Origin of the sequence: Citrobacter sp. Cf116 (genome assembly GCF_030336505.1) — a bacterium.
Lineage (GTDB): Bacteria > Pseudomonadota > Gammaproteobacteria > Enterobacterales > Enterobacteriaceae > Citrobacter > Citrobacter freundii.
In genome coordinates this window covers 499,470-520,143 of record NZ_JAOWEQ010000034.1, presented here as the reverse complement: position 1 = coordinate 520,143, position 20,674 = coordinate 499,470, and the positions used below count along the sequence as shown (strand labels likewise).

Annotated in this window: 22 protein-coding genes; 14 read left to right on the top strand and 8 right to left on the bottom strand. The window is 51.8% G+C overall.

Features of this window, described 5'->3' with window-relative positions:
* Positions 1–6: 6 nt before the first annotated feature.
* The 3 genes from OGV74_RS07890 to yqhD form a co-directional block, all read right to left on the bottom strand.
* The gene (locus OGV74_RS07890) at positions 7–1,461 is read right to left on the bottom strand and encodes a DASS family sodium-coupled anion symporter (protein ID WP_086504570.1); all 1,455 of its coding nucleotides are present in this window, start codon (positions 1,459–1,461) and stop codon (positions 7–9) included.
* Between the two features lie 188 nt (positions 1,462–1,649).
* Positions 1,650–2,477 carry a 2,5-didehydrogluconate reductase DkgA gene (gene dkgA / locus OGV74_RS07885; protein WP_003024520.1) on the bottom strand — a complete coding sequence of 276 codons (828 nt, stop codon included), beginning with the start codon at positions 2,475–2,477 and terminating at the stop codon, positions 1,650–1,652.
* A gap of 104 nt (positions 2,478–2,581) precedes the next feature.
* Entirely contained in the window at positions 2,582–3,745 is a 1,164-nt protein-coding gene (gene yqhD, locus OGV74_RS07880) for an alcohol dehydrogenase (protein WP_086504569.1), read from the bottom strand.
* 193 nt (positions 3,746–3,938) lie between these two features.
* Between yqhD and OGV74_RS07875 the strand changes: the two genes are divergently transcribed.
* Complete coding sequence (locus OGV74_RS07875; RefSeq protein WP_162771969.1) at positions 3,939–4,838, top strand: AraC family transcriptional regulator; 900 nt, start codon at positions 3,939–3,941, stop codon at positions 4,836–4,838.
* A 69-nt stretch (positions 4,839–4,907) separates the two neighbouring features.
* Here OGV74_RS07875 and yghB read toward each other — a convergent pair whose 3' ends face one another.
* Together yghB and metC are read right to left on the bottom strand one after the other, a co-directional pair.
* A complete protein-coding gene (gene yghB / locus OGV74_RS07870; RefSeq protein WP_003024510.1) occupies positions 4,908–5,567 on the bottom strand; it encodes a DedA family general envelope maintenance protein YghB in 660 nt (219 codons plus the stop codon).
* Positions 5,568–5,698: 131 nt separating this feature from the next.
* Positions 5,699–6,886, bottom strand: coding sequence for a cystathionine beta-lyase (metC, locus tag OGV74_RS07865; protein WP_003024509.1), 1,188 nt, complete (start codon positions 6,884–6,886; stop codon positions 5,699–5,701).
* A 250-nt stretch (positions 6,887–7,136) separates the two neighbouring features.
* Between metC and exbB the strand changes: the two genes are divergently transcribed.
* Both exbB and exbD read left to right on the top strand, forming a co-directional pair.
* On the top strand, positions 7,137–7,871 hold the full coding sequence (exbB, locus tag OGV74_RS07860) for a tol-pal system-associated acyl-CoA thioesterase (protein WP_003024507.1): 735 nt from the start codon (positions 7,137–7,139) through the stop codon (positions 7,869–7,871).
* A 6-nt stretch (positions 7,872–7,877) separates the two neighbouring features.
* Positions 7,878–8,303 carry a TonB system transport protein ExbD gene (exbD, locus tag OGV74_RS07855; RefSeq protein ID WP_003024505.1) on the top strand — a complete coding sequence of 142 codons (426 nt, stop codon included), beginning with the start codon at positions 7,878–7,880 and terminating at the stop codon, positions 8,301–8,303.
* A gap of 77 nt (positions 8,304–8,380) precedes the next feature.
* Here the strand turns inward: exbD and OGV74_RS07850 are convergent, their stop codons facing one another.
* Both OGV74_RS07850 and OGV74_RS07845 read right to left on the bottom strand, forming a co-directional pair.
* Entirely contained in the window at positions 8,381–8,788 is a 408-nt protein-coding gene (locus OGV74_RS07850; RefSeq protein WP_003024504.1) for a hypothetical protein, read from the bottom strand.
* Between the two features lies 1 nt (position 8,789).
* A complete protein-coding gene (locus tag OGV74_RS07845; RefSeq protein WP_032950110.1) occupies positions 8,790–9,194 on the bottom strand; it encodes a hypothetical protein in 405 nt (134 codons plus the stop codon).
* 104 nt (positions 9,195–9,298) lie between these two features.
* On the opposite strand from OGV74_RS07845, the gene OGV74_RS07840 reads away from it, so the two are divergent.
* The gene (locus OGV74_RS07840; RefSeq protein ID WP_003024499.1) at positions 9,299–9,802 is read left to right on the top strand and encodes an ESA_00282 family adhesion-associated protein; all 504 of its coding nucleotides are present in this window, start codon (positions 9,299–9,301) and stop codon (positions 9,800–9,802) included.
* A gap of 70 nt (positions 9,803–9,872) precedes the next feature.
* Here OGV74_RS07840 and OGV74_RS07835 read toward each other — a convergent pair whose 3' ends face one another.
* The gene (locus tag OGV74_RS07835) at positions 9,873–10,913 is read right to left on the bottom strand and encodes an aldo/keto reductase (RefSeq protein ID WP_054528781.1); all 1,041 of its coding nucleotides are present in this window, start codon (positions 10,911–10,913) and stop codon (positions 9,873–9,875) included.
* A gap of 155 nt (positions 10,914–11,068) precedes the next feature.
* Here OGV74_RS07835 and yghX point away from each other — a divergent pair, with 155 nt between their 5' ends.
* The 10 genes from yghX to hypA all read left to right on the top strand — a co-directional run bounded on the left by yghX (position 11,069) and on the right by hypA (position 20,658).
* Positions 11,069–11,956 (top strand): YghX family hydrolase, encoded by an 888-nt coding sequence (gene yghX, locus OGV74_RS07830; RefSeq protein WP_086504568.1) that lies wholly within the window; start codon positions 11,069–11,071, stop codon positions 11,954–11,956.
* A gap of 215 nt (positions 11,957–12,171) precedes the next feature.
* The gene (locus tag OGV74_RS07825) at positions 12,172–13,812 is read left to right on the top strand and encodes a methyl-accepting chemotaxis protein (protein ID WP_086504567.1); all 1,641 of its coding nucleotides are present in this window, start codon (positions 12,172–12,174) and stop codon (positions 13,810–13,812) included.
* Positions 13,813–13,896: 84 nt separating this feature from the next.
* Positions 13,897–14,184 (top strand): DUF2623 family protein, encoded by a 288-nt coding sequence (locus OGV74_RS07820; protein WP_003024490.1) that lies wholly within the window; start codon positions 13,897–13,899, stop codon positions 14,182–14,184.
* A gap of 189 nt (positions 14,185–14,373) precedes the next feature.
* The gene (hybO, locus tag OGV74_RS07815) at positions 14,374–15,492 is read left to right on the top strand and encodes a hydrogenase 2 small subunit (RefSeq protein WP_003024486.1); all 1,119 of its coding nucleotides are present in this window, start codon (positions 14,374–14,376) and stop codon (positions 15,490–15,492) included.
* Between the two features lie 2 nt (positions 15,493–15,494).
* Positions 15,495–16,481, top strand: coding sequence for a hydrogenase 2 operon protein HybA (hybA, locus tag OGV74_RS07810; protein WP_003828357.1), 987 nt, complete (start codon positions 15,495–15,497; stop codon positions 16,479–16,481).
* Positions 16,471–17,649, top strand: coding sequence for a Ni/Fe-hydrogenase cytochrome b subunit (gene hybB / locus OGV74_RS07805; protein ID WP_071696284.1), 1,179 nt, complete (start codon positions 16,471–16,473; stop codon positions 17,647–17,649). Before hybA ends, hybB begins: the two co-directional genes overlap by 11 nt.
* Positions 17,646–19,349 (top strand): hydrogenase 2 large subunit, encoded by a 1,704-nt coding sequence (gene hybC, locus OGV74_RS07800; protein ID WP_003024476.1) that lies wholly within the window; start codon positions 17,646–17,648, stop codon positions 19,347–19,349. The genes hybB and hybC overlap by 4 nt, the downstream gene beginning before the upstream one ends.
* Positions 19,349–19,843 (top strand): HyaD/HybD family hydrogenase maturation endopeptidase, encoded by a 495-nt coding sequence (locus OGV74_RS07795; RefSeq protein ID WP_003024473.1) that lies wholly within the window; start codon positions 19,349–19,351, stop codon positions 19,841–19,843. The genes hybC and OGV74_RS07795 overlap by 1 nt, the downstream gene beginning before the upstream one ends.
* Complete coding sequence (gene hybE / locus OGV74_RS07790) at positions 19,836–20,324, top strand: hydrogenase-2 assembly chaperone (protein WP_003024465.1); 489 nt, start codon at positions 19,836–19,838, stop codon at positions 20,322–20,324. Before OGV74_RS07795 ends, hybE begins: the two co-directional genes overlap by 8 nt.
* Entirely contained in the window at positions 20,317–20,658 is a 342-nt protein-coding gene (hypA, locus tag OGV74_RS07785) for a hydrogenase maturation nickel metallochaperone HypA (RefSeq protein WP_003024462.1), read from the top strand. Before hybE ends, hypA begins: the two co-directional genes overlap by 8 nt.
* The last annotated feature ends 16 nt before the right edge of the window (positions 20,659–20,674 follow it).

Here is a 20,674-nt window from a genome sequence, read left to right as displayed (position 1 = left end):
GTTAGTTTAGTACAGACCCAACACCTTCCACCACATCAGACCTACGGTGATAAACACCGCCTGGTTAAACAAGCTAATGATAAATCCTGTGCGCCACCAGACGCCCGTTGGAACGTACCCGGCACCAAACAGGATTGGACCGCGAGCGTGGGTGTACTGGGTGAGCGAGCAGTACAAACTGCTGGTGAAGGCCAGCATTAACGCTGTGGGGGCTGCGGGGATATTCAGATGCAGGCCGACGCCGAGGAAAACGGCGTACAGCGCGGCAATCTGTGCATTACCGCTGGCAAAAAAGTAGTGGGTATAGAAGTAGGCGGCATTCAGCAGCAACAGGACGATCACCCAACTGGTACCGTGCATAGTACTGCTCAGACTATCGCCGATCAGATTGCCAAACCAGGTAGTGAAACCTAGTTTTTTCAGCTGGTTCGCCATCATCAGCAGCGCGGCAAACCAAATCAGCGTGTCCCATGCACCTTTCTCGCTTTTCACATCTTCCCAGCTCAGAACGCCGCTTAGCAATAAAATGGACAGTCCCACGAACGAGGCAGTAGTGGCGTCGACGCCTAACGTATCGCCAAAAATCCACAGTACCAGCAGTACGCCGACGGTAACCAGCATCAGCCATTCGCCGCGAGACATACTGCCCATTTCCGCCAGCTCTTTGCGCGCCAGGTTCGGGGCATCCGGCGTGTGCTTTATTTCCGGGCGCACGATCCAGTAGACCAGCAGTGGAACCAGCAGTAAGGACACAAGGCATGGCAGCAGCGCCGCCATAAACCAGCTGCCCCAGGTCAGCGTGACGCCCGCATTGGCCGCCAACTTCACCGCCAACAAGTTGCCGGTATAGCCGGTCATAAAGAGCGCGGCGGTGACGTCGTTGACGTTGCCAATGCAGGTGATAAGAAAGGTACCGATTTTACTGCGGGACTCATCTTCCGGGTTCGAATGGAAACTGCGTGCCAGAGAGTCGGCAATCGGATAGATGACACCGCCGCAGCGTGCCGTATTACTCGGCATTGCCGGGGAGAGGATCAGATCGGCAAAGGCCAGACCGTAGGCGAGTCCCAGCGTGCGCTTGCCAAGCAGACGGATCATCTGCAGCGCAATGCGTCGTCCGAGGCCAGTTTTGATAAAACCGCGGGCAATCATAAAAGCCACGACGATAAGCCAGATAAGTGAACTGTTCAGCTCACTCAGTGCCGTGGTGATAGCGCCGCTGGCGGTTTTATCCCCGGCCGCATAGGCGAGTGCAAAAACCGTAATCCCAATAATGCCGACCGCGCCGATGGGTAAAACTTTTGCCACGATAGAAGCAATCGTCGCAACGAAGATAATTGCTGAATGCCAGGCTGGCGCACTTAACCCGGATGGAGGGGGAAGTTGCCACAGCCCGGCAGAAATGAATGTTATAAGAATTAATGGGAGCCATTTGACTACGCTACCTTTTTTCTCAGTCACGGTTACGCACCTATGGATATGGTGAATATATTCATCAAATAAATATATTTATATGATAATTAACAGGTTATGTTGCGCAATGCTGCTCCAGTGACTGCAAGAAATACAACAATATATGTGCGTGAATTGTTTCCTGATATTTCAAATCAGTAAAGGCCCGACGAGAGTGTCGGGCTGGAGGGAAGGGGTTAACCGCCGAACTGGTCCGGGTCTGGCCCCAGACGCTTGCCCTGATCGAGTTTCGCGATTTCGCCTAATTCATCTTTATCCAGGCGGAAGTCCCAGACGTTAAAGTTTTCTGCGATACGCGCAGGGGTGACCGATTTCGGAATCACCACCAGGCCGCTATCCAGATGCCAGCGGATGACAATCTGCGCCGGTGATTTGCCATATTTCTCTGCGAGGTCACGGATTATCTTTTGATCGAAGACGTCTTTGCCGCCCTGCGCCAGCGGGCTCCAGGATTCGGTCTGGATTTTATGTGTGGCGTTCCAGGCGTGTAGCTGGCGCTGCTGCATGAGCGGGTGAAGTTCTATCTGATTAATCACCGGAGGTACGCCGGTTTCATCCATCAGCCGCTGGAGATGGTTGATCTGAAAGTTGCACACGCCGATGCTCTTAATCAGCCCTTCTTTTTGCAGGTCGATCATGTTTTCCCACGCTTCAACGTAGTGGTCGATCGCCGGAACTGGCCAGTGCATCAGGTATAGATCGAGGTAATCAAGCTGGAGTTTCTCCATGCTTTCGAGCAAGGCTTCCCGGGGGCGTTTCTGGTCATCATTCCATAGCTTGGTGGTAATGAATAACTCTTCCCGTGGCACGCCTGCGTCACGTATTGCTTTGCCGACACCTTCTTCGTTTTTGTACGCTGCCGCGGTATCAATTGAGCGATACCCCACTTCCAGCGCTTTATGAATGGCAGTGATGACTTCTTCGTTGCTTGCCTTCCAGACCCCCAGGCCCAGTTGCGGCATGACGTTACCATCCTGTAGTTTGATAATGGTTGGAGTGGTCATAATTCCTCCCCTTAATGACTGTCACCGGAACATACTCCGGTGACATAGGTGTGACTTAAGTCTGGTATAAATACCCAAAAACGAAAGGCGGAGGTTAAAAAACCTTAGCGGGCAGCTTCGTAAATCCGACGGCTGACCTCAAGCGTAATGTCCTGATGTTCGCCCAGTTTCGTACCGCCATGCGCTTGCAGTTTTTCCAGCAGCGCCGGGATGGAGCTACCGTCCAGACCGTAGTCAGACAGGCGAGTCGGTACGCCCATTTGTTCGAAGAAAGCGCGGGTTGCGGCAATGGCGGCGTCGATGCGCTGGTCATCGCTTCCTTCGGTGATATTCCAGATACGCTCTGCGTATTGCAGCAGTTTGGCACGCTTGGTATCACGTTTTTCATTCCACAGCGCTGGCAGAACGATGGCCAGCGTTTGAGCATGATCCAGACCGTGCATTGCAGTCAGTTCATGACCCAGCATATGCGTTGCCCAGTCCTGCGGTACCCCTGCGCCAATCAGACCGTTCAGCGCTTGGGTTGCCGCCCACATGACGTTCGCACGCACGTTGTAGTTTTCCGGTTCCTGCAAGGCTTTCGGACCTTCTTCTACCAGTGTGAGCAGAATGCCTTCGGCAAAGCGATCCTGAATTTTCCCGTCGACCGGATAAGTCACATACTGCTCAACGGTATGAACGAACGCATCCACGACGCCGTTTGCAACCTGACGTGGCGGCAGGGTGTAGGTGTAAACCGGATCCAGTACGGCAAATACTGGCTGCACAAATGGGGTCATAAAGGCCAGTTTATCGCCGGTGGTTTTACGCGAAATTACCGCGCCGGAGTTAGATTCAGAGCCGGTTGCAGGCAGGGTTAATACGGAGCCCATCGGGATGGCGCTTGTTACATCGTTGCCGTGGGTTTCCAGAATGCGCCATGGATCGATGCCGTCAGCGTACTGTGCAGCAGCCGCGATGAATTTGGTGCCGTCCAGCACGGAACCGCCGCCTACTGCCAGCAGAAACGTCACTTTCTCATCACGCACGATTTTTACCGCGTTCATCAGCGTTTCATAAGACGGATTTGGCTCGATACCGCCAAACTCCAGCACGTCCAGGTCTTTCAGTGCATCCTGAACCTGTGCCAGAACGCCGGTTTTTTTCACGCTGCCGCCGCCGTAGGTAATCAGCACGCGAGCATTCTGAGGGATTTGATCGCGCAGTTCAGCGATAGCGCCCTTACCAAACAGAATGCGGGTCGGGGTGTGGAGATTAAAGTTGTTCATTGCTCGTTCCCTTATGTGGGTAAAAAAGAGGGCAGGCGAGTGTCTGCCTGATGGTGAACATTGTGGTCGTCAGACGCGTTCCTCTCAATGCTCATTTCTGCCAATGTCTTGCCTATTTCTACAGGCTGCTGGAGAAAAAGGATAAAAATGCGCACACTGTTGGTGTTGCAATCCGATGATGAAATGGTGTTCTATGAACCGTGATGAGATCTGCCTCCTGCTGACAGATAAAATTAAGCAGCTGAAAAATAATGAAAATAAACTCAGTGAGTTGCTGCCGGATGTGCGTCTACTGTATGGCACAGAGCCGGGGCTACGCACACCGGTGATGTATCAGCCGGGCATCATATTTCTCTTCTCGGGGCATAAAATTGGTTATATCAATGAGCGCATATTTCGTTATGACGCCAACGAATACCTGCTGCTCACCGTACCTTTACCCTTTGAATGTGAAACATATGCGACACCGGAAGTTCCACTGGCCGGTATGCGCCTGAATGTCGATATCCTGCAATTGCAGGAGCTCCTGATGGACATCGGCGAAGATGAACTGTTCCAGCCCTCAATGGCGGCGAGCGGGATTAACTCTGCCACGCTTTCTGACGAGATTCTTTGCGCGGCTGAGCGTTTACTGGATGTGATGGAGCGCCCGCTGGACGCGCGAATTCTGGGCAAACAGATCATTCGCGAAATCCTCTACCATGTGCTGACCGGGCCGCGCGGTGGCGCGTTACTTGCGCTGGTCAGTCGCCAGACGCATTTCAGTTTGATAAGCCGGGTACTCAAGCGGATTGAAACCAAATACACCGAAAACCTCAATGTAGAACAGCTGGCGGCAGAGGCGAACATGAGCGTATCGGCGTTTCATCATAATTTTAAAGCGGTGACCAGTACCTCGCCGCTGCAATATCTGAAGAGCTATCGCCTGCATAAAGCACGGATGATGATGATCCACGATGGAATGAAGGCCAGTGCGGCAGCAATGCGCGTCGGCTATGAGAGCGCATCGCAATTCAGTCGGGAGTTCAAACGTTTCTTTGGCGTAACGCCGGGGGAAGATGCGGCAAGAATTCGTATGATGCAGGGGAGTTGATTTCTTGTCGGCTTTAAAGCAGCGCGCCATCAATGAAATGCCGGAGTGACTCCGGCATACGGCTAATACTCAGGCGCTACAGTATTTTTTTTTAATCACCACGAACAACGTTCCCAACAGACCTGCGGTTAACAGAGCAATCGGCAGGATCATTAAAAAGGTCATCACCTGATCTTCATGACGTTTGACGAACGGGATCATACTCAGCGCATAGCCGAAGCTGGTGACGACGGTGACCCACAGCAGTCCGCTCAGCCAGTTAAAAAACTGGAACCGACGGTTAGGAAGCCCTGAAATGCCCGCCATCGTTGGCAGCAAGGTACGGACGAACGCCAGGAAACGCCCGGCAAGCAGCGCCATCAACCCGTGTTGGTCAAACATGCAGGTAGCGCGTTGATGGTATTTTTCAGGTAATTGCGCCAGCCAGCCTTTCACCGTGCGCGTGTTGCCCAGCCAGCGTCCCTGAATGTAGCTCAGCCAGCAACCCAGACTGGCGGCGGCAGTCAGAATAGCTATGGTAGGTAAAAAACTCATCACGTCCTGAGCGATCAGCGCCCCTGCCAGCAATAACAGGCTGTCTCCGGGTAAAAAGGAGGCGGGCAGCAGGCCATTTTCTAAAAACAGTGTGGCGAACATGACGAAGTACACCACGCTCACAACGTGTGGATCCGCCAGTGCGGCAAAATCGTGTTGCCAGAGCGCGGAGACAATATCTTGAATGACTACCATGGACTTTCCTGTGGAACAGCGTCTATGTGTGGATTGTACTCCTGAATTGTCCGGGATGCCTTGATCCCGGACGCAACAATTGCAGACTTTTCCACCAGAAGTGTCTGCATATATGTCCATCTGTGGCAATTTTACTCGATTCGGGCAAATCCTGCGGCCAAATCGGCAATCAGATCGTCAACATTCTCTAAACCGATATGCAAACGGATGAGCGTTCCGCTGAAGTCCACCTCGCCTTGCGGACGGATTGCCGCAATGTGTTCCGGCTGGTTGGCGAGAATCAGCGACTCAAAACCGCCCCAAGAGTAGGCCATGCTGAACAGGCTGAAGTGATCCAGATACGCGGCCAGCTCCTCATTATTGAGTTTCTTATTCAATACAAAGGAGAACAGGCCGCTGCTGCCGGTGAAATCACGCTTCCAGAATTCATGTCCTTTACTGCCGGGCAGTGCCGGGTGGTTCACGCGGGCGACCTGCGGATGGCTGGCCAGCCACTCGGCGACCTTTAAGCTGCTTTCATGGTGCTGACGCAGGCGTACACTCAGCGTACGCAGCCCACGGCTGGTCATATAGGCGGTATCGGCGTCCAGCATTTGCCCCATTAGATACGCATTTTCGCGAAGTTGATCCCAGCAGCGGGCGTTAGAGACCGCCGTGCCGACCATGCCGTCGGAATGGCCAATCAGATATTTGGTGCCTGCCTGAATAGAAATATCGATACCAAAATCCAGCGCTTTGAACAGCACTCCGGCAGCCCAGGTGTTATCAATCATGATGATTGCGTCAGGTGCTACGCTTCTGACGGCGGCAACAATAGCCGGAACATCATGCACTTCCATGGTGACAGAGCCAGGCGACTCCAGAAATACGACTTTGGTGTTCGGCTGCATGTGCTTCACAATATCGGCGCCAATCAGCGGATCGAACCAGCCGGTGGACACGCCAAGCTTGCCGAGAATTTTGGTGCAGAAATCCTGACTGGGTTCATAGGCGGTATTGGTCATCAGCACATGATCGCCTTGCTCCACAAAAGCGAGGATGGTGTTGGCAACGGCAGCCGCACCGCAAGGGAACAAGGCGCAACCCGCGCCGCCTTCCAGTTCGCACATCGCTTCCTGCAGAGAGAAATGCGTCAGGGTTCCGCGACGTCCATAGAAAAGCGCACCGTTGGCACGGTTGTGTGTGGCCTGCTTTTTGGCCTCCACGGTGTCAAACACCAGCGAAGAAGCGCGCTGTATCACGCTATTTACCGAGCCCAGCGTGTATTTTTTACTGCGTCCTGCGTGAACGAGCTTGGTTTCAAGTTGCTTATCTGCCATGTTGTCTTACCTGTTTTTATACGTCTGGATGTCTAAACTACCATGAATCAAAGATGACGCATCCTGCAGAACGGTTATACAGTAGAAAATAATCTCAAAATGCTTCTGGTGACTTTTTTACTGCGTAAGCGCAAGGAAAAGAAACCAAAGGTGCGACAATATGTAAATAGTAATGAGAACGACTATCAATTCGACGTCGTTTTGATATCATTACGCTCAGATTTTGTGATTTGCGTCCTGGAGATACAGAGTGGGTAATAATTTGATGCAGACGGATCTTTCCGTCTGGGGTATGTATCAGCACGCCGATATCGTGGTTAAGTGCGTGATGATTGGGCTGATTTTGGCGTCAGTGGTCACTTGGGCTATCTTCTTTAGTAAGAGCCTTGAGTTCTTTACTCAGAAACGCCGCCTTAAGCGTGAACAGCAACTGCTGGCGGAAGCCCGCTCTTTAGATCAGGCAAGTGAGATTGCCGCAGGATTCGATGGCAAAAGCCTGGGCGCACAGTTGATTAACGAAGCGCAAAACGAGCTGGAACTGTCAGAAGGCAGTGACGATAACGAAGGCATTAAAGAGCGTACCGGCTTCCGTTTGGAGCGTCGCGTCGCGGCAGTAGGTCGTCATATGGGGCGTGGTAACGGGTACCTGGCCACCATCGGGGCTATCTCTCCATTCGTCGGTCTGTTCGGTACCGTATGGGGCATCATGAATAGCTTCATCGGGATTGCACAAACTCAAACGACCAACCTGGCCGTTGTTGCGCCGGGTATCGCAGAAGCGCTGTTAGCGACCGCAATTGGTCTGGTCGCAGCAATTCCAGCGGTTGTTATCTACAACATTTTCGCACGTCAGATTGGCAGCTATAAAGCGATGCTGGGTGACGTCGCGGCACAGGTGCTGTTACTGCAAAGTCGCGATCTGGACCTGAACGCAAGCGCATCCGCGCATCCGGTACGTGCAGCGCAGAAATTACGTGTAGGATAATGTTCCATGGCAATGAGCTTTAATGAAAACCTGGACGATAACGGTGAAATGCATGAAATCAACGTGACGCCGTTTATCGACGTTATGTTGGTTTTATTGATCATTTTTATGGTGGCCGCACCGTTGGCAACGGTGGATGTGAAAGTGAATCTTCCTGCCTCCACTAGCACGCCGCAGCCGCGTCCGGAAAAACCGGTTTACCTATCTGTTAAAGCCGATAAAAGTATGTTTATTGGCAACAATCAGGTGACGGATGACACCATGATTAGCGAGTTAAATGCACTGACAGATGGGAAGAAAGACACCACCATTTTCTTCCGGGCAGATAAAACCGTTGATTATGAAACCATGATGAAGGTTATGGATACGCTGCATCAGGCGGGCTTCCTGAAGATTGGTCTGGTTGGCGAAGAGACTGTGAAAGCGAAGTAATCCTCCTCATTGCCGGGTAATGGTTGTCGCCTTACCCGGCGTGCCTCTCCTGATTCAACTCTCTCGCATACCTGTTCTTATCTGTTCTCGTCTAACGCGACTGTGGTTGTCCTGGTGGGTTCGTAGTTCCCTTCAGACAGCTTTCGTGTCAGGCGTAAGGTGGCTGTTTCCCGCGCGAGTATATGCTGGTAGGTGCTTTCCAGTCGGGCCATGATTTTGTCCCGCAGTTCTGGTTGCTGCTCCATAATGGCTTCGATCGCGGCACCGTAGATCTCTTCTTTAGCCTGTAGCGTGTAAATTTCACGCCGATTTTGCCATTTCATCCGCACCAGTGCAGCGGGAATAGAGACTATCTCCTGAGCAACGCTTTCCAGCGTCGCGTTTTTATTGGCAATCAACACGGCTAAATTTTGCTTTAAGACAAACTCATCGCTTTTATGGTTATCTAAAGCCAAATAAACATTGTTATCCTCAACATCTTTCATTCTATTTCTCTTCCAGAGAATAAAAAATAGGGTCGCTGGTTTCACGCGTAATTAAATTAAGCCAAATTTTGTTGCCCTGTTCATTTATGATGGCTGTTTTTTGAGTCAAAATTTTACTTAATTCTTGTGCGTTAATATCGCCTTCTGCTTGTAGTGAATTGAGCAGGCGAGAGAATGACTCAATTTTTGCTGCACGAAACAGACGCTCTTTTAAATGACGGTCGCACTCTTCAAATAGCATATTTCGTGACTGACCGGTAACCGTTGAGCTAATCAAAATATCGGATTCGTAATCGCTTAATGTTCTCTTTCCCTGAGTCAAATTTTCACTATTATCTACGGGATTGGTATTGGTAGCGGGGCTGGATAAGTGAAAGTGCGAGGGAACAAGATGCTCGGGAAGCATGTTGAAATATCCTTTGATGCCAATGATATGTTGTTTTAAATAAACCAGGCCGCGTTGACAATAGCATGGCGTAATTTTAAAATCAAAAAAAATGGAGCCAGTATATGAACAGTATATTTTATTCTGTTATCACCCTGCTATTGCTGACCTGCGGGGTACTTTTGTTAATGCGCAGTGCAAATAAAAACCGACATGCCGAAAATGGGCACTCTGAAAACCAGCCGGAAATGCTGAGTAAAGAAGAAGGCGAGGACCATTTCTCGGTATTGATGAATTCGATTACGCCAGTCTGGTATTGGCGCGTTAATCACGAATATATCGATTTTATCCACTCCACGATCAAGCGGATGACAATGGTGGAGTTGAATGAGACACCTGGATTATTTGATGCGCAGCGGCGTTGTAGCGATCTCAACTCTGCGGTGTATAAATATTACGACAATATTAAAAAGCGCTGTTTGAGCGGTGAGAAGGTCCCGCATGCCGACCTGGACGTGCTCAACCTGCGTCAGTGTTTCAGGGAGTTCAGTCTGGAGGCTTATCCCGCGCTTGTCGCGCTGGTGTGGCCGGAGTATCAACGCCCGGAGATCAAAGCGGAAGAGGTGTGAAGGGGACTGTTTGTCCCGTATTACGTGCCGGGGAGGCTAACGCTGCCACCCGGCACGATGTTACATACGGCTATTTGTCAGATGAGGCCTGCCACAGGTTCAGCTTACCGTCCGCGACGTGCTTATCGATCTGCGCCAGTTCTTCGGTGCTGAACGTCAGATTCGCCAACGCCTGAACGTTTTCCTCCAGTTGCTCCGGTCGACTGGCGCCAATTAATACCGAAGTCACCCGGTTGTCTTTTAGCAGCCAGCTTAAGGCCATTTGCGCCATCGACTGTCCACGATGTTGCGCCATCTCATTGAGCAACCGCAGGCTGTTAAGATTCTCTTCCGTCAGCATATTTTCCGTCAGCCCACGAACTTTTTTCCCTTCACGCTGCATGCGTGAACCTTCCGGAATGCCGTTGAGGTATTTCCCCGTCAGTAGTCCCTGAGCCAGTGGCGTAAAGGCGATGCAGCCCATGCCATTGGATTCCAGCGTATCCAGCAGGCCGCTGCTGTCTACCCAGCGGTTAAGCAGGTTGTAAGACGGCTGGTGGATCAGCAGGGGAATTTTCCATTCTCGCATCAGCTCGGCCATTTTTTGCGTACGCTCTGGCGAATAGGATGAGATGCCGACATACAGCGCTTTGCCGCTCTGTACGGCGTGGGCCAGGGCTGAGGCGGTCTCTTCCATTGGCGTATTTTCGTCGACGCGGTGCGAGTAGAAGATATCGACATAGTCGAGGCCCATGCGTTTCAGGCTCTGATCGAGGCTGGCGAGCAGGTATTTGCGCGAACCGCCAGAACCGTATGGCCCTGGCCACATGTCATAGCCTGCCTTGGTGGAGATAATCAGTTCATCGCGATAGTGTGCAAAATCCTCGCGCAGTAATCGGCCAAAATTCTCTTCTGCGCTGCCTGGTGGCGGCCCATAGTTATTGGCTAAATCAAAATGCGTGATGCCTAAATCAAATGCTTTACGCAACAGGGCTCGCTGTGAATCCAGCGCCTGAACGTGCCCAAAACTGTGCCATAAACCCAGCGATAGCGCGGGTAAGCGCAAACCGCTGCGCCCACAGTAGCGATAGAGCATCTGCTCGTAACGTTCAGGATTGGCAAACCAGGCCATGAGATCTCCTTAGTGCAGGTGAATTTCGAAACAACGTTTCTATTCTAGCGGGTTCACGGTGAATATCCCGTTCACCAGGTCACACTGAGATGAAAAACTGGGCAAAAACAGGTCACTGTGCTTTGCTTAAAAAAACATCAATCAGGAGTGCGACGATGCCGCGTTTGACTGCCAAAGATTTTCCGCAAGAACTGCTCGACTACTATGACTATTACGCTCATGGCAAAATAACGAAACGCGAGTTTCTCAATATGGCAGCGAAATATGCAGTGGGTGGCATGACGGCATTGGCCTTATTCAATTTATTGAAACCCAACTACGCTCTCGCAACGCAGGTAGAATTTACCGATCCCGATATTCTGGCGGAATATATTACCTATCCCTCGCCTGAAGGACATGGTGATGTGCGGGGGTATTTGGTTAAACCTACGAAGGTGACGGGAAAAGTTCCGGCGGTGGTGGTAGTGCATGAGAATCGTGGGCTGAATCCGTATATTGAAGATGTGGCGCGACGGGTGGCGAAGGCGGGCTTTATGGCACTCGCGCCTGATGGGTTAAGTTCGGTAGGGGGATATCCAGGCAATGATGATAAAGGTCGGGAATTGCAGCAGCAGGTTGACCCCGTAAAGTTAATGAACGACTTTTTTGCCGCCATTGAATTTATGCAGCATTATTCAGGGACGACAGGAAAGGTAGGTATCACCGGATTTTGCTATGGTGGTGGTGTGTCGAATGCCGCAGCTGTGGCTTTCCCTGAACTGGCCTGTGCGGTGCCTTTTTATGGGCGTCAGGTTCCTGCATCAGATGTCCCTAAAATAAGCGCGCCTTTATTACTGCACTATGCGCAATTAGATACCCGAATTAATGAGGGATGGCCTGCATATGAAGCGGCGCTAAAGGCGAATAAGAAAGTCTATGAAGCATATATCTACCCCGGTGTTAATCATGGCTTTCACAATGATTCTACCCCCCGTTATGATAAAGCTACCGCTGATTTAGCCTGGGAACGTACTCTTGCGTGGTTTGACAAATATTTGCGATAGAAAACAATAGATTATTTAATGCTTTTAATTAATTACCTGAATAATAATGCTACCTAATTTCATTAGCATTCATATTGATATAGGGTGGAGAGATAGTGGATGTACTTAAGAAAGTAAAAAAATAAAGAACGCATTATATCTTCTCTACTGCCTGCCGATAACAAGGATAAGTATCGCCTGATGGCGAATTCCTCATCAACGGCAAGGAAATTATTATGCGTTTGCTGAAAAACTTCACTATTCGTATTGTCATGTTGGCAATACTGGGACTTTTCTGCCTGCTCTGGTCGGGCGTGGGTTTATTCAGTCTTCATTCGTTATCAAAAATATCTGAAGGCAATGATATTGACCGCCATCTTGTCCATCAGATGACGGTTCTCAGTCAGGGTAACGATCAGTACTTTCGCTTCGTAACGCGCTTAAGTCGCGCCATGGATGTCAAAATGAGCGGCGGAACGCCTGATTTTGCGCCGGCGCAGCAGTCCCTGGAGAATATGAGTAAAAAACTCCAGGAGATGAAAACATTGTCTCCAGGCCCCATGGATCCGGAAGTTGCCGCGGCGGTACTGACGAAGTGGCAGGCGCTGCTGGACAATGGCGTGATCCCGCAAATGCAGTTGGCAAAGCAGGGCACGCTCACGGCCTTTGCGGAACATGCCAGTACCATAACGCCAGCGCTGAGCCGTGAATTTGGCGCCAGTGCCGAACGTTTTAACGCCACGGCAGGGGAGCAGCTTGATACCACCCGCGTGATGGTCGATGGCAAAACGTCTATCATCCGGACATTAATTATTACTGCCGTTATCCTCGGTATTGCCCTACTGTTCTTTACCGACCGTTACCTCGTCGCCATGATGGTGAAACCTCTGGGACGCATCCGTCAGCAGTTCCAGCAGATTGCGCAGGGCGATCTCAGCCATCCCATTGAAGATTTTGGGCGTAACTGCGTGGGCCAACTGGTGCCGTTACTGTGCGCGATGCAGGACAGCCTGCGTGAAGCCGTCAGTACCATCCGTTCAGGTAGTGACAACATCTGGCGAGGGGCGACGGAAATTTCCACCGGTAATAACGATCTCTCCTCACGAACTGAAGAGCAGGCCGCGGCGCTGGAAGAGACCGCTGCCAGCATGGAGCAACTGACCGCAACGGTAAAACTGAACGCTGAAAATGCGCGTGAAGCCAGCCAGCTTGCCGATACGGCTACAGAAACGGCAGGTAAAGGCAGCACGCTGGTTTCAGAAGTGGTTGAGACGATGGACGGCATTGCCGCCAGCTCTAAACAGATCGCGGAAATCACGTCAGTTATTAATAGCATTGCTTTCCAGACCAATATTCTGGCGCTGAACGCCGCAGTTGAAGCTGCCAGGGCAGGCGAGCAGGGGCGCGGTTTTGCCGTCGTTGCCGGTGAAGTACGCAACCTTGCCAGTCGCAGCGCCGGGGCGGCGAAAGAGATTGAGACGCTGATTTGCGAGTCATCGCGTCGTGTCGACCAGGGGGCTCGTCTGGTTAAAGAAACGGGATTAACCATGGAGGCAATTCTGCGCGGTGCCACCGAAGTGACGGTCATCATGAAGCAAATTGCCTCAGCCTCGGAAGAACAGAATAAGGGCATCTCGCAGGTGAGCGTGGCGATCACGCAGATGGACAGCGTAACGCAACAGAACGCTGCATTGGTAGAGCAAGTCTCCGCCGCTGCCGTGGCGTTGGAACGACAAACAGAGGAACTGCAACGCTCGGTGCAACAGTTCCGCCTCTCAGCGAATGATGTGCAATACGCCGCTGCTAATACTGCTTCCCCTTCAGCAGACAGCAAAACGTCTGCGGCAGCTAAAACGGATGAATGGGTGTCCTTTTAAGCTGTCATAAAAAGTTCGTGATACCTCTGGTCTTTGCTCAAAAAATCGCTATATAATTTATTATATAGCGATTGGAGGTTATGCATGGACAACCATTTTGGAAAAGGCCTGATGGCCGGATTAAACGCCTCAAGTGCGGACAGCGCACGCTCAGTGGCGAATTTTTGTGCGGATTATAAGCGTGGTTTTGTGTTGGGATTTTCACATCGCATGTTTGAAAAAACGGGCGATCGACAACTTAGTGCGTGGGAGGCGGGCATCCTCACGCGCCGCTATGGCCTGGATAAAGAGATGGTGATGGATTTCTTTAAAGAGAACCAGTCCAGTACGACAATTCGGTTTTTCATGGCTGGCTATCGGCTCGAAGCTTGATCCGAAAGGGGTATTCCGTTGCTTTAATTAATTACACTATTGACCAACACCTTCGTTTTGTTGCTCCGTCGAAGTAATATATCGCACATAACCATATAAAAAGTGTGGTAATGGCGCGCCGATCGCAATATGCAACATGCGAATGGTGCAAAATAAAAAGCCAGGTCTTCGCAACGGAATAACTATAAAATGACTGGAGATAACTCTCTCATCAATTCGAGCGGCATTAATCGCCGTGATTTCATGAAGCTTTGTGCAGCACTGGCCGCTACCATGGGGCTCAGTAGCAAAGCCGCCGCAGAAATGGCCGAATCAGTTTCTCGTCCTCAGCGCCCACCGGTTATCTGGATTGGTGCTCAGGAGTGTACGGGTTGTACTGAATCGCTGCTTCGCGCGACACACCCTACAGTGGAAAACCTCGTTCTGGAGACAATCTCTCTGGAATACCATGAGGTGCTCTCTGCCGCCTTCGGCCATCAGGTTGAAGAGAACAAACATAACGCTCTGGAGAAGTACAAAGGGCAATATGTTCTGGTAGTGGATGGTTCTATCCCACTGAAAGATAATGGCATTTACTGCATGGTTGCCGGTGAGCCGATCGTGGATCACATCCGCCGGGCCGCAGAAGGCGCAGCCGCTATCATTGCCATCGGCTCTTGCGCCGCGTGGGGTGGTGTTGCTGCCGCTGGCGTTAACCCAACGGGTGCCGTCGGCCTGCAAGAAGTTCTGCCAGGCAAAACCATCATCAACATCCCCGGCTGTCCGCCGAACCCGCATAACTTCCTCGCAACGGTCGCCCATATCATCACTTACGGTAAGCCGCCGAAGCTGGATACCAAAAACCGTCCGACATTCGCCTATGGCCGTTTGATTCACGAGCACTGCGAACGTCGCCCGCACTTCGATGCTGGTCGTTTTGCGAAAGAGTTTGGCGATGAAGGCCACCGTGAAGGTTGGTGCCTCTACCATCTGGGCTGTAAAGGGCCAGAAACCTACGGCAACTGTTCAACGCTGCAATTCTGCGACGTTGGCGGCGTGTGGCCGGTGGCTATTGGTCACCCTTGCTACGGCTGTAACGAAGAAGGCGTCGGTTTCCATAAAGGTATTCACCAGCTTGCTCATGTGGAAAACCAAACGCCGCGTTCCGAGAAGCCTGACGTCAATATGAAAGAAGGCGGTAATGTATCTGCCGGAGCGATTGGACTGCTGGGTGGCGTAGTAGGACTGGTTGCCGGCGTCAGCGTGATGGCGGTACGTGAACTGGGGCGTCAGCAAAAGAAAGATAACGCTGACTCACGGGGAGAATAACCGTGAACAGACGTAACTTTATTAAAGCAGCCTCCAGCGGGGCATTGCTGTTGGGCGCAGCGCCGTCCATCAGTCATGCGGCTGCAGAAAACCGTCCGCCGATCCCGGGTTCTCTTGGGATGCTCTATGACTCGACGCTGTGCGTAGGCTGCCAGGCCTGCGTCACCAAGTGTCAGGATATCAACTTCCCGGCCCGTAACCCGGAAGGCGAGCAAACCTGGTCGAACAACGACAAACTGTCTCCGTATACCAATAACATCATCCAGGTGTGGCGTAGCGGAACAGGCGTGAACAAAGACCAGGAAGAAAATGGCTACGCATACATCAAGAAACAGTGCATGCACTGTGTTGATCCGAACTGCGTTTCCGTTTGCCCGGTCTCCGCGCTGAAGAAAGATCCGAAAACCGGCATCGTCCATTATGACAAGGACGTCTGCACGGGCTGTCGTTACTGCATGGTCGCCTGCCCGTACAACGTGCCTAAGTACGACTACAACAACCCGTTTGGTGCGCTTCACAAATGTGAACTGTGTAACCAGAAAGGCGTTGAGCGTCTGGACAAAGGCGGTTTGCCGGGTTGTGTTGAAGTGTGCCCAGCCGGTGCGGTGATTTTTGGTACCCGTGAAGAGCTGATGGCTGAGGCGAAAAAACGTCTCGCGCTGAAGCCTGGCAGCGAATACCACTATCCGCGTCAAACGGTGAAAGCAGGCGATACCTATCTGCATACGGTACCGAAGTACTACCCACACCTGTACGGTGAGAAAGAAGGTGGTGGTACGCAGGTTATGGTGCTGACGGGTGTTCCTTACGAGGATTTGGATCTGCCGAAGCTGGATGATCTTTCAACTGGTGCGCGTTCCGAACATGTTCAACATTCCCTGTACAAGGGCATGATATTACCCCTGGCTGCGCTGGCGGGCTTAACCGTGCTGGTTCGTCGTAACACGAAAAACGACCATCACGATGGAGGAGACGATCATGAGTCATGATCCTAAACCGCTGGGCGGAAAAATAATCAGCAAACCGGTCATTATTTTTGGGCCGCTTATCGTCCTGTGTATGCTCCTGATCGTGAAACGTCTGGTCTTCGGACTGGGCTCAGTCTCCGATCTGAACGGCGGTTTCCCATGGGGTGTATGGATCGCGTTTGACCTGTTGATTGGTACTGGCTTTGCGTGCGGCGGTTGGGCGCTGGCGTGGGCGGTGTATGTTTTCAACAGAGGACAATACCATCCGCTGGTACGTCCGGCGCTGTTGGCGAGCCTGTTTGGCTACTCGCTGGGTGGTCTGTCAATCACCATCGACGTCGGTCGTTACTGGAACCTGCCGTATTTCTACATTCCGGGCCACTTCAACGTGAATTCGGTACTGTTCGAAACGGCGGTCTGTATGACCATCTATATCGGCATCATGGCGCTGGAATTTGCTCCGGCTCTGTTTGAACGTATGGGGTGGAAAGTTTCTCTCAAGCGTTTGAATAAAGTGATGTTCTTTGTTATTGCTCTCGGCGCGCTGCTGCCAACCATGCACCAGTCTTCAATGGGGTCATTGATGATTTCTGCGGGTTATAAGGTGCATCCGCTTTGGCAAGCTTATGAAATGTTGCCGCTTTTCTCGGTATTAACCGCCTTTATTATGGGCTTCTCGATCGTCATCTTTGAAGGCTCACTGGTACAAGCGGGGCTGAAAGGTAACGGTCCGGACGAGAAAAGTTTGTTCATCAAGCTGACGAACACCATCAGCGTGCTGCTGGCGATTTTCGTGGTTCTGCGCTTTGGCGAACTGATCTATCGCGACAAGCTGTCGTATGCGTTTGCAGGCGATTTCTACTCAGCCATGTTCTGGCTTGAGGTCGTGCTGATGGTCTTCCCGCTGGTGGTGCTGCGCGTCACTAAGCTGCGTAATGACTCGCGCATGCTGTATCTGTCTGCGCTGAGCGCATTGCTGGGTTGTGCAACATGGCGTCTGTCCTATTCGCTGGTGGCGTTCAATCCTGGTGGTGGCTACCACTACTTCCCGACCTGGGAAGAACTATTGATTTCTATTGGTTTTGTGGCTATTGAGATTTGTGCATACATCGTACTCATTCGTCTACTGCCGATACTTCCTCCTTTAAAACAAAACGATCAAAATCGTCATGAGGCGAGCAAAGCATGAGCCAGAGAATTACTATTGATCCGGTAACCCGTATTGAGGGTCATTTACGCATCGACTGCGAAATCGAAAATGGCGTGGTATCTAAAGCATGGGCTTCCGGTACCATGTGGCGCGGCATGGAAGAGATCGTGAAAAACCGCGATCCGCGCGATGCCTGGATGATTGTGCAGCGTATCTGTGGCGTTTGTACGACCACTCACGCTATCTCTTCCGTTCGTGCAGCAGAAAGTGCGCTGAATATTGATGTTCCGGTGAACGCACAGTATATCCGTAACATCATTCTGGCCGCGCACACCACGCATGACCACATTGTTCACTTCTATCAGCTGTCTGCGCTGGACTGGGTGGATATCACCTCTGCCCTGAAAGCTGACCCAGCGAAAGCATCTGCCATGCTGAACGGCGTGTCCTCCTGGCACCTGAACAGCGCAGAAGAGTTCACCAAGGTTCAGAACAAGATCAAAGATCTTGTTGCCAGCGGTCAGTTAGGCATTTTTGCTAACGGTTGCTGGGGTCACCCGGCAATGCAGTTGCCGCCGGAAGTGAACCTGATTGCGGTCGCTCACTATCTGCAGGCGCTGGAATGCCAGCGTGATGCCAACCGCGTTGTGGCGCTGTTGGGCGGTAAAACGCCGCACATCCAGAACCTGGCGGTAGGTGGGGTTGCTAACCCGATTAACCTCGACGGTCTTGGCGTGCTGAACCTTGAACGCCTGATGTACATCAAGTCATTCATTGATAAGCTGAGCGACTTCGTTGAGCAGGTTTACAAGGTTGATACCGCAGTCATTGCTGCGTTCTACCCTGAATGGCTGGAACGTGGTCAGGGCGCGGTTAACTACCTGAGCGCGCCGGAATTCCCGACTGATGGTAAAAACGGCAGCTTCCTGTTCCCGGGGGGTTACATTACTAATGAAGATCTGTCGACCTATCGTCCGATCACCTCTCACTCCGATGAGTACCTGATCAAAGGGATTCAGGAGAGTGCGAAACACGCGTGGTACAAAGACGAAGCGCCGCAGGCTCCGTGGGAAGGCACAACGGTTCCTGATTACACCGGTTGGTCAGATGACGGCAAGTACTCCTGGGTTAAAGCACCGACCTTCTATGGTAAAACGGTTGAAGTGGGTCCGCTGGCCAACATGCTGTGTAAACTGGCGGCCAAACGCGAGTCTACTCATGCCAAGCTGAATGAAATCATCGCGATTTACACCAAGCTGACCGGTAAAACTATCGAAGTGTCTCAGCTGCACTCTACGCTGGGTCGTATTATTGGCCGTACCGTTCACTGCTGTGAACTGCAGAACGTTCTGCAGGATCAGTACAACGCGCTGATCGTGAACATCGGTAAAGGCGACCATACCACCTTCGTGAAACCGGATATTCCGGCAACGGGCGAATTCAAAGGTGTTGGTTTCCTCGAAGCGCCGCGCGGTATGCTGTCTCACTGGATGGTGATTAAAGATGGCATTATCAGCAACTACCAGGCGGTTGTACCGTCAACCTGGAACTCTGGCCCACGTAACTTTAATGATGAAGTGGGACCGTATGAGCGCTCGCTGGTAGGTACGCCGATTGCCGATCCAAACAAACCGCTGGAAGTGGTTCGTACCATTCACTCCTTCGATCCTTGTATGTCATGTGCGGTGCATGTGGTGGACGTTGACGGGAACGAAGTGGTCTCAGTTAAGGTTCTGTAATGCGGATATTAGTCTTAGGGGTCGGCAATATTTTGCTGACCGACGAAGCCATCGGAGTACGTATCGTTGAGGCATTAGAGCAACGGTACATCCTGCCAGACTTTGTTGATGTTCTGGACGGTGGTACGGCTGGGATGGAGCTTCTCGGCGATATGGCGAACAGAGATCATCTGATCATTGCTGACGCCATTGTGTCGAAGAAAAACACGCCAGGAACGATGATGGTCCTGCGGGATGAAGAGATCCCGGCGCTGTTTACCAACAAAATCTCACCGCACCAGCTTGGCCTGGCCGACGTTTTGTCGGCCCTGCGTTTCACCGGAGAGTTTCCGAAAAAGCTGACGTTAGTCGGCATTATTCCGGAATCACTGGAGCCGCATATCGGGCTAACGCCAACGGTCGAAGCGATGATTGAACCTGCGCTTGAGCAGGTTCTTGCTGCGCTTCGCGAATCAGGTGTTGAAGCGATCCCTCGGGAGGCGGCTCATGTCTGAGGAGTTTGTCGGTTTTCAGACGGCCCCGAAGATGCAGATTCAGGCAGCGTTTGAAGAGGTTGCCCGGCGTTCGATGCACGATCTCTCTTTCTTGCATCCGAATATGCCGGTATATGTCTCTGATTTTACGCTGTTTGAAGGGCAGTGGACGGGGTGTGTTATCACACCCTGGATGCTCAGCGCACTGATTTTCCCTGGACCAGACCAGGTTTGGCCGGTACGTAAAGTCAGCGAAAAAATCGGGCTGCGTCTGCCGTATGGCGAGATGACCTTTACCGTTGGTGAACTGGAGGGCGTATCACAATACCTTTCCTGTTCACTGATGTCGCCGCTTTCGCACAGCATGTCTGCGCAAGAAGGAGTGCGCCTGACTGACGATTGTGCGCGAATGCTGTTATCGCTGCCGGTGAGCGATCCAAATGCGCCGCAGCTCAATCGCCGCGCGCTGCTGCTGGGTCGTCGGAACTGCGAAAATGCATGAGCTGTCCCTTTGTCAGAGCGCGGTTGAGATTGTTCAACAGCAGGCAGAGCAGCACGGTGTCAAACGTGTAACCGGCGTTTGGCTGGAAATCGGGGCGCTCTCCTGCGTTGAAGAGAGCGCCGTGCGTTTCAGTTTCGACATCGTCTGTCAGGGGACGCTGGCGCAAGGGTGTGAGCTGCATATTGATTACAAGCCAGCCCAGGCATGGTGCTGGGATTGCAGTCAGGTTGTGGAAATCACCCAGCATGATGCGCAGTGTCCACATTGTCAGGGGGATCGTCTGCGAGTTGATGCGGGCGATTCACTGAAAGTGAAAAGTATTGAAGTCGAATAACCCATAGGTTGCTATG

Bases quoted from the DNA above. Each gene is read 5' to 3' on its own strand.
- dkgA (WP_003024520.1), bottom strand. From the start codon at position 2,477: ATGACCACTCCAACCATTATCAAACTACAGGATGGTAACGTCATGCCG.
- yqhD (WP_086504569.1), bottom strand. From the start codon at position 3,745: ATGAACAACTTTAATCTCCACACCCCGACCCGCATTCTGTTTGGTAAG.
- OGV74_RS07875 (WP_162771969.1), top strand. From the start codon at position 3,939: ATGAACCGTGATGAGATCTGCCTCCTGCTGACAGATAAAATTAAGCAG.
- yghB (WP_003024510.1), bottom strand. From the start codon at position 5,567: ATGGTAGTCATTCAAGATATTGTCTCCGCGCTCTGGCAACACGATTTT.
- metC (WP_003024509.1), bottom strand. From the start codon at position 6,886: ATGGCAGATAAGCAACTTGAAACCAAGCTCGTTCACGCAGGACGCAGT.
- exbD (WP_003024505.1), top strand. From the start codon at position 7,878: ATGGCAATGAGCTTTAATGAAAACCTGGACGATAACGGTGAAATGCAT.
- OGV74_RS07850 (WP_003024504.1), bottom strand. From the start codon at position 8,788: ATGAAAGATGTTGAGGATAACAATGTTTATTTGGCTTTAGATAACCAT.
- OGV74_RS07845 (WP_032950110.1), bottom strand. From the start codon at position 9,194: ATGCTTCCCGAGCATCTTGTTCCCTCGCACTTTCACTTATCCAGCCCC.
- OGV74_RS07840 (WP_003024499.1), top strand. From the start codon at position 9,299: ATGAACAGTATATTTTATTCTGTTATCACCCTGCTATTGCTGACCTGC.
- OGV74_RS07835 (WP_054528781.1), bottom strand. From the start codon at position 10,913: ATGGCCTGGTTTGCCAATCCTGAACGTTACGAGCAGATGCTCTATCGC.
- yghX (WP_086504568.1), top strand. From the start codon at position 11,069: ATGCCGCGTTTGACTGCCAAAGATTTTCCGCAAGAACTGCTCGACTAC.
- OGV74_RS07825 (WP_086504567.1), top strand. From the start codon at position 12,172: ATGCGTTTGCTGAAAAACTTCACTATTCGTATTGTCATGTTGGCAATA.
- OGV74_RS07820 (WP_003024490.1), top strand. From the start codon at position 13,897: ATGGACAACCATTTTGGAAAAGGCCTGATGGCCGGATTAAACGCCTCA.
- hybO (WP_003024486.1), top strand. From the start codon at position 14,374: ATGACTGGAGATAACTCTCTCATCAATTCGAGCGGCATTAATCGCCGT.
- hybB (WP_071696284.1), top strand. From the start codon at position 16,471: ATGAGTCATGATCCTAAACCGCTGGGCGGAAAAATAATCAGCAAACCG.
- hybC (WP_003024476.1), top strand. From the start codon at position 17,646: ATGAGCCAGAGAATTACTATTGATCCGGTAACCCGTATTGAGGGTCAT.
- OGV74_RS07795 (WP_003024473.1), top strand. From the start codon at position 19,349: ATGCGGATATTAGTCTTAGGGGTCGGCAATATTTTGCTGACCGACGAA.
- hybE (WP_003024465.1), top strand. From the start codon at position 19,836: ATGTCTGAGGAGTTTGTCGGTTTTCAGACGGCCCCGAAGATGCAGATT.
- hypA (WP_003024462.1), top strand. From the start codon at position 20,317: ATGCATGAGCTGTCCCTTTGTCAGAGCGCGGTTGAGATTGTTCAACAG.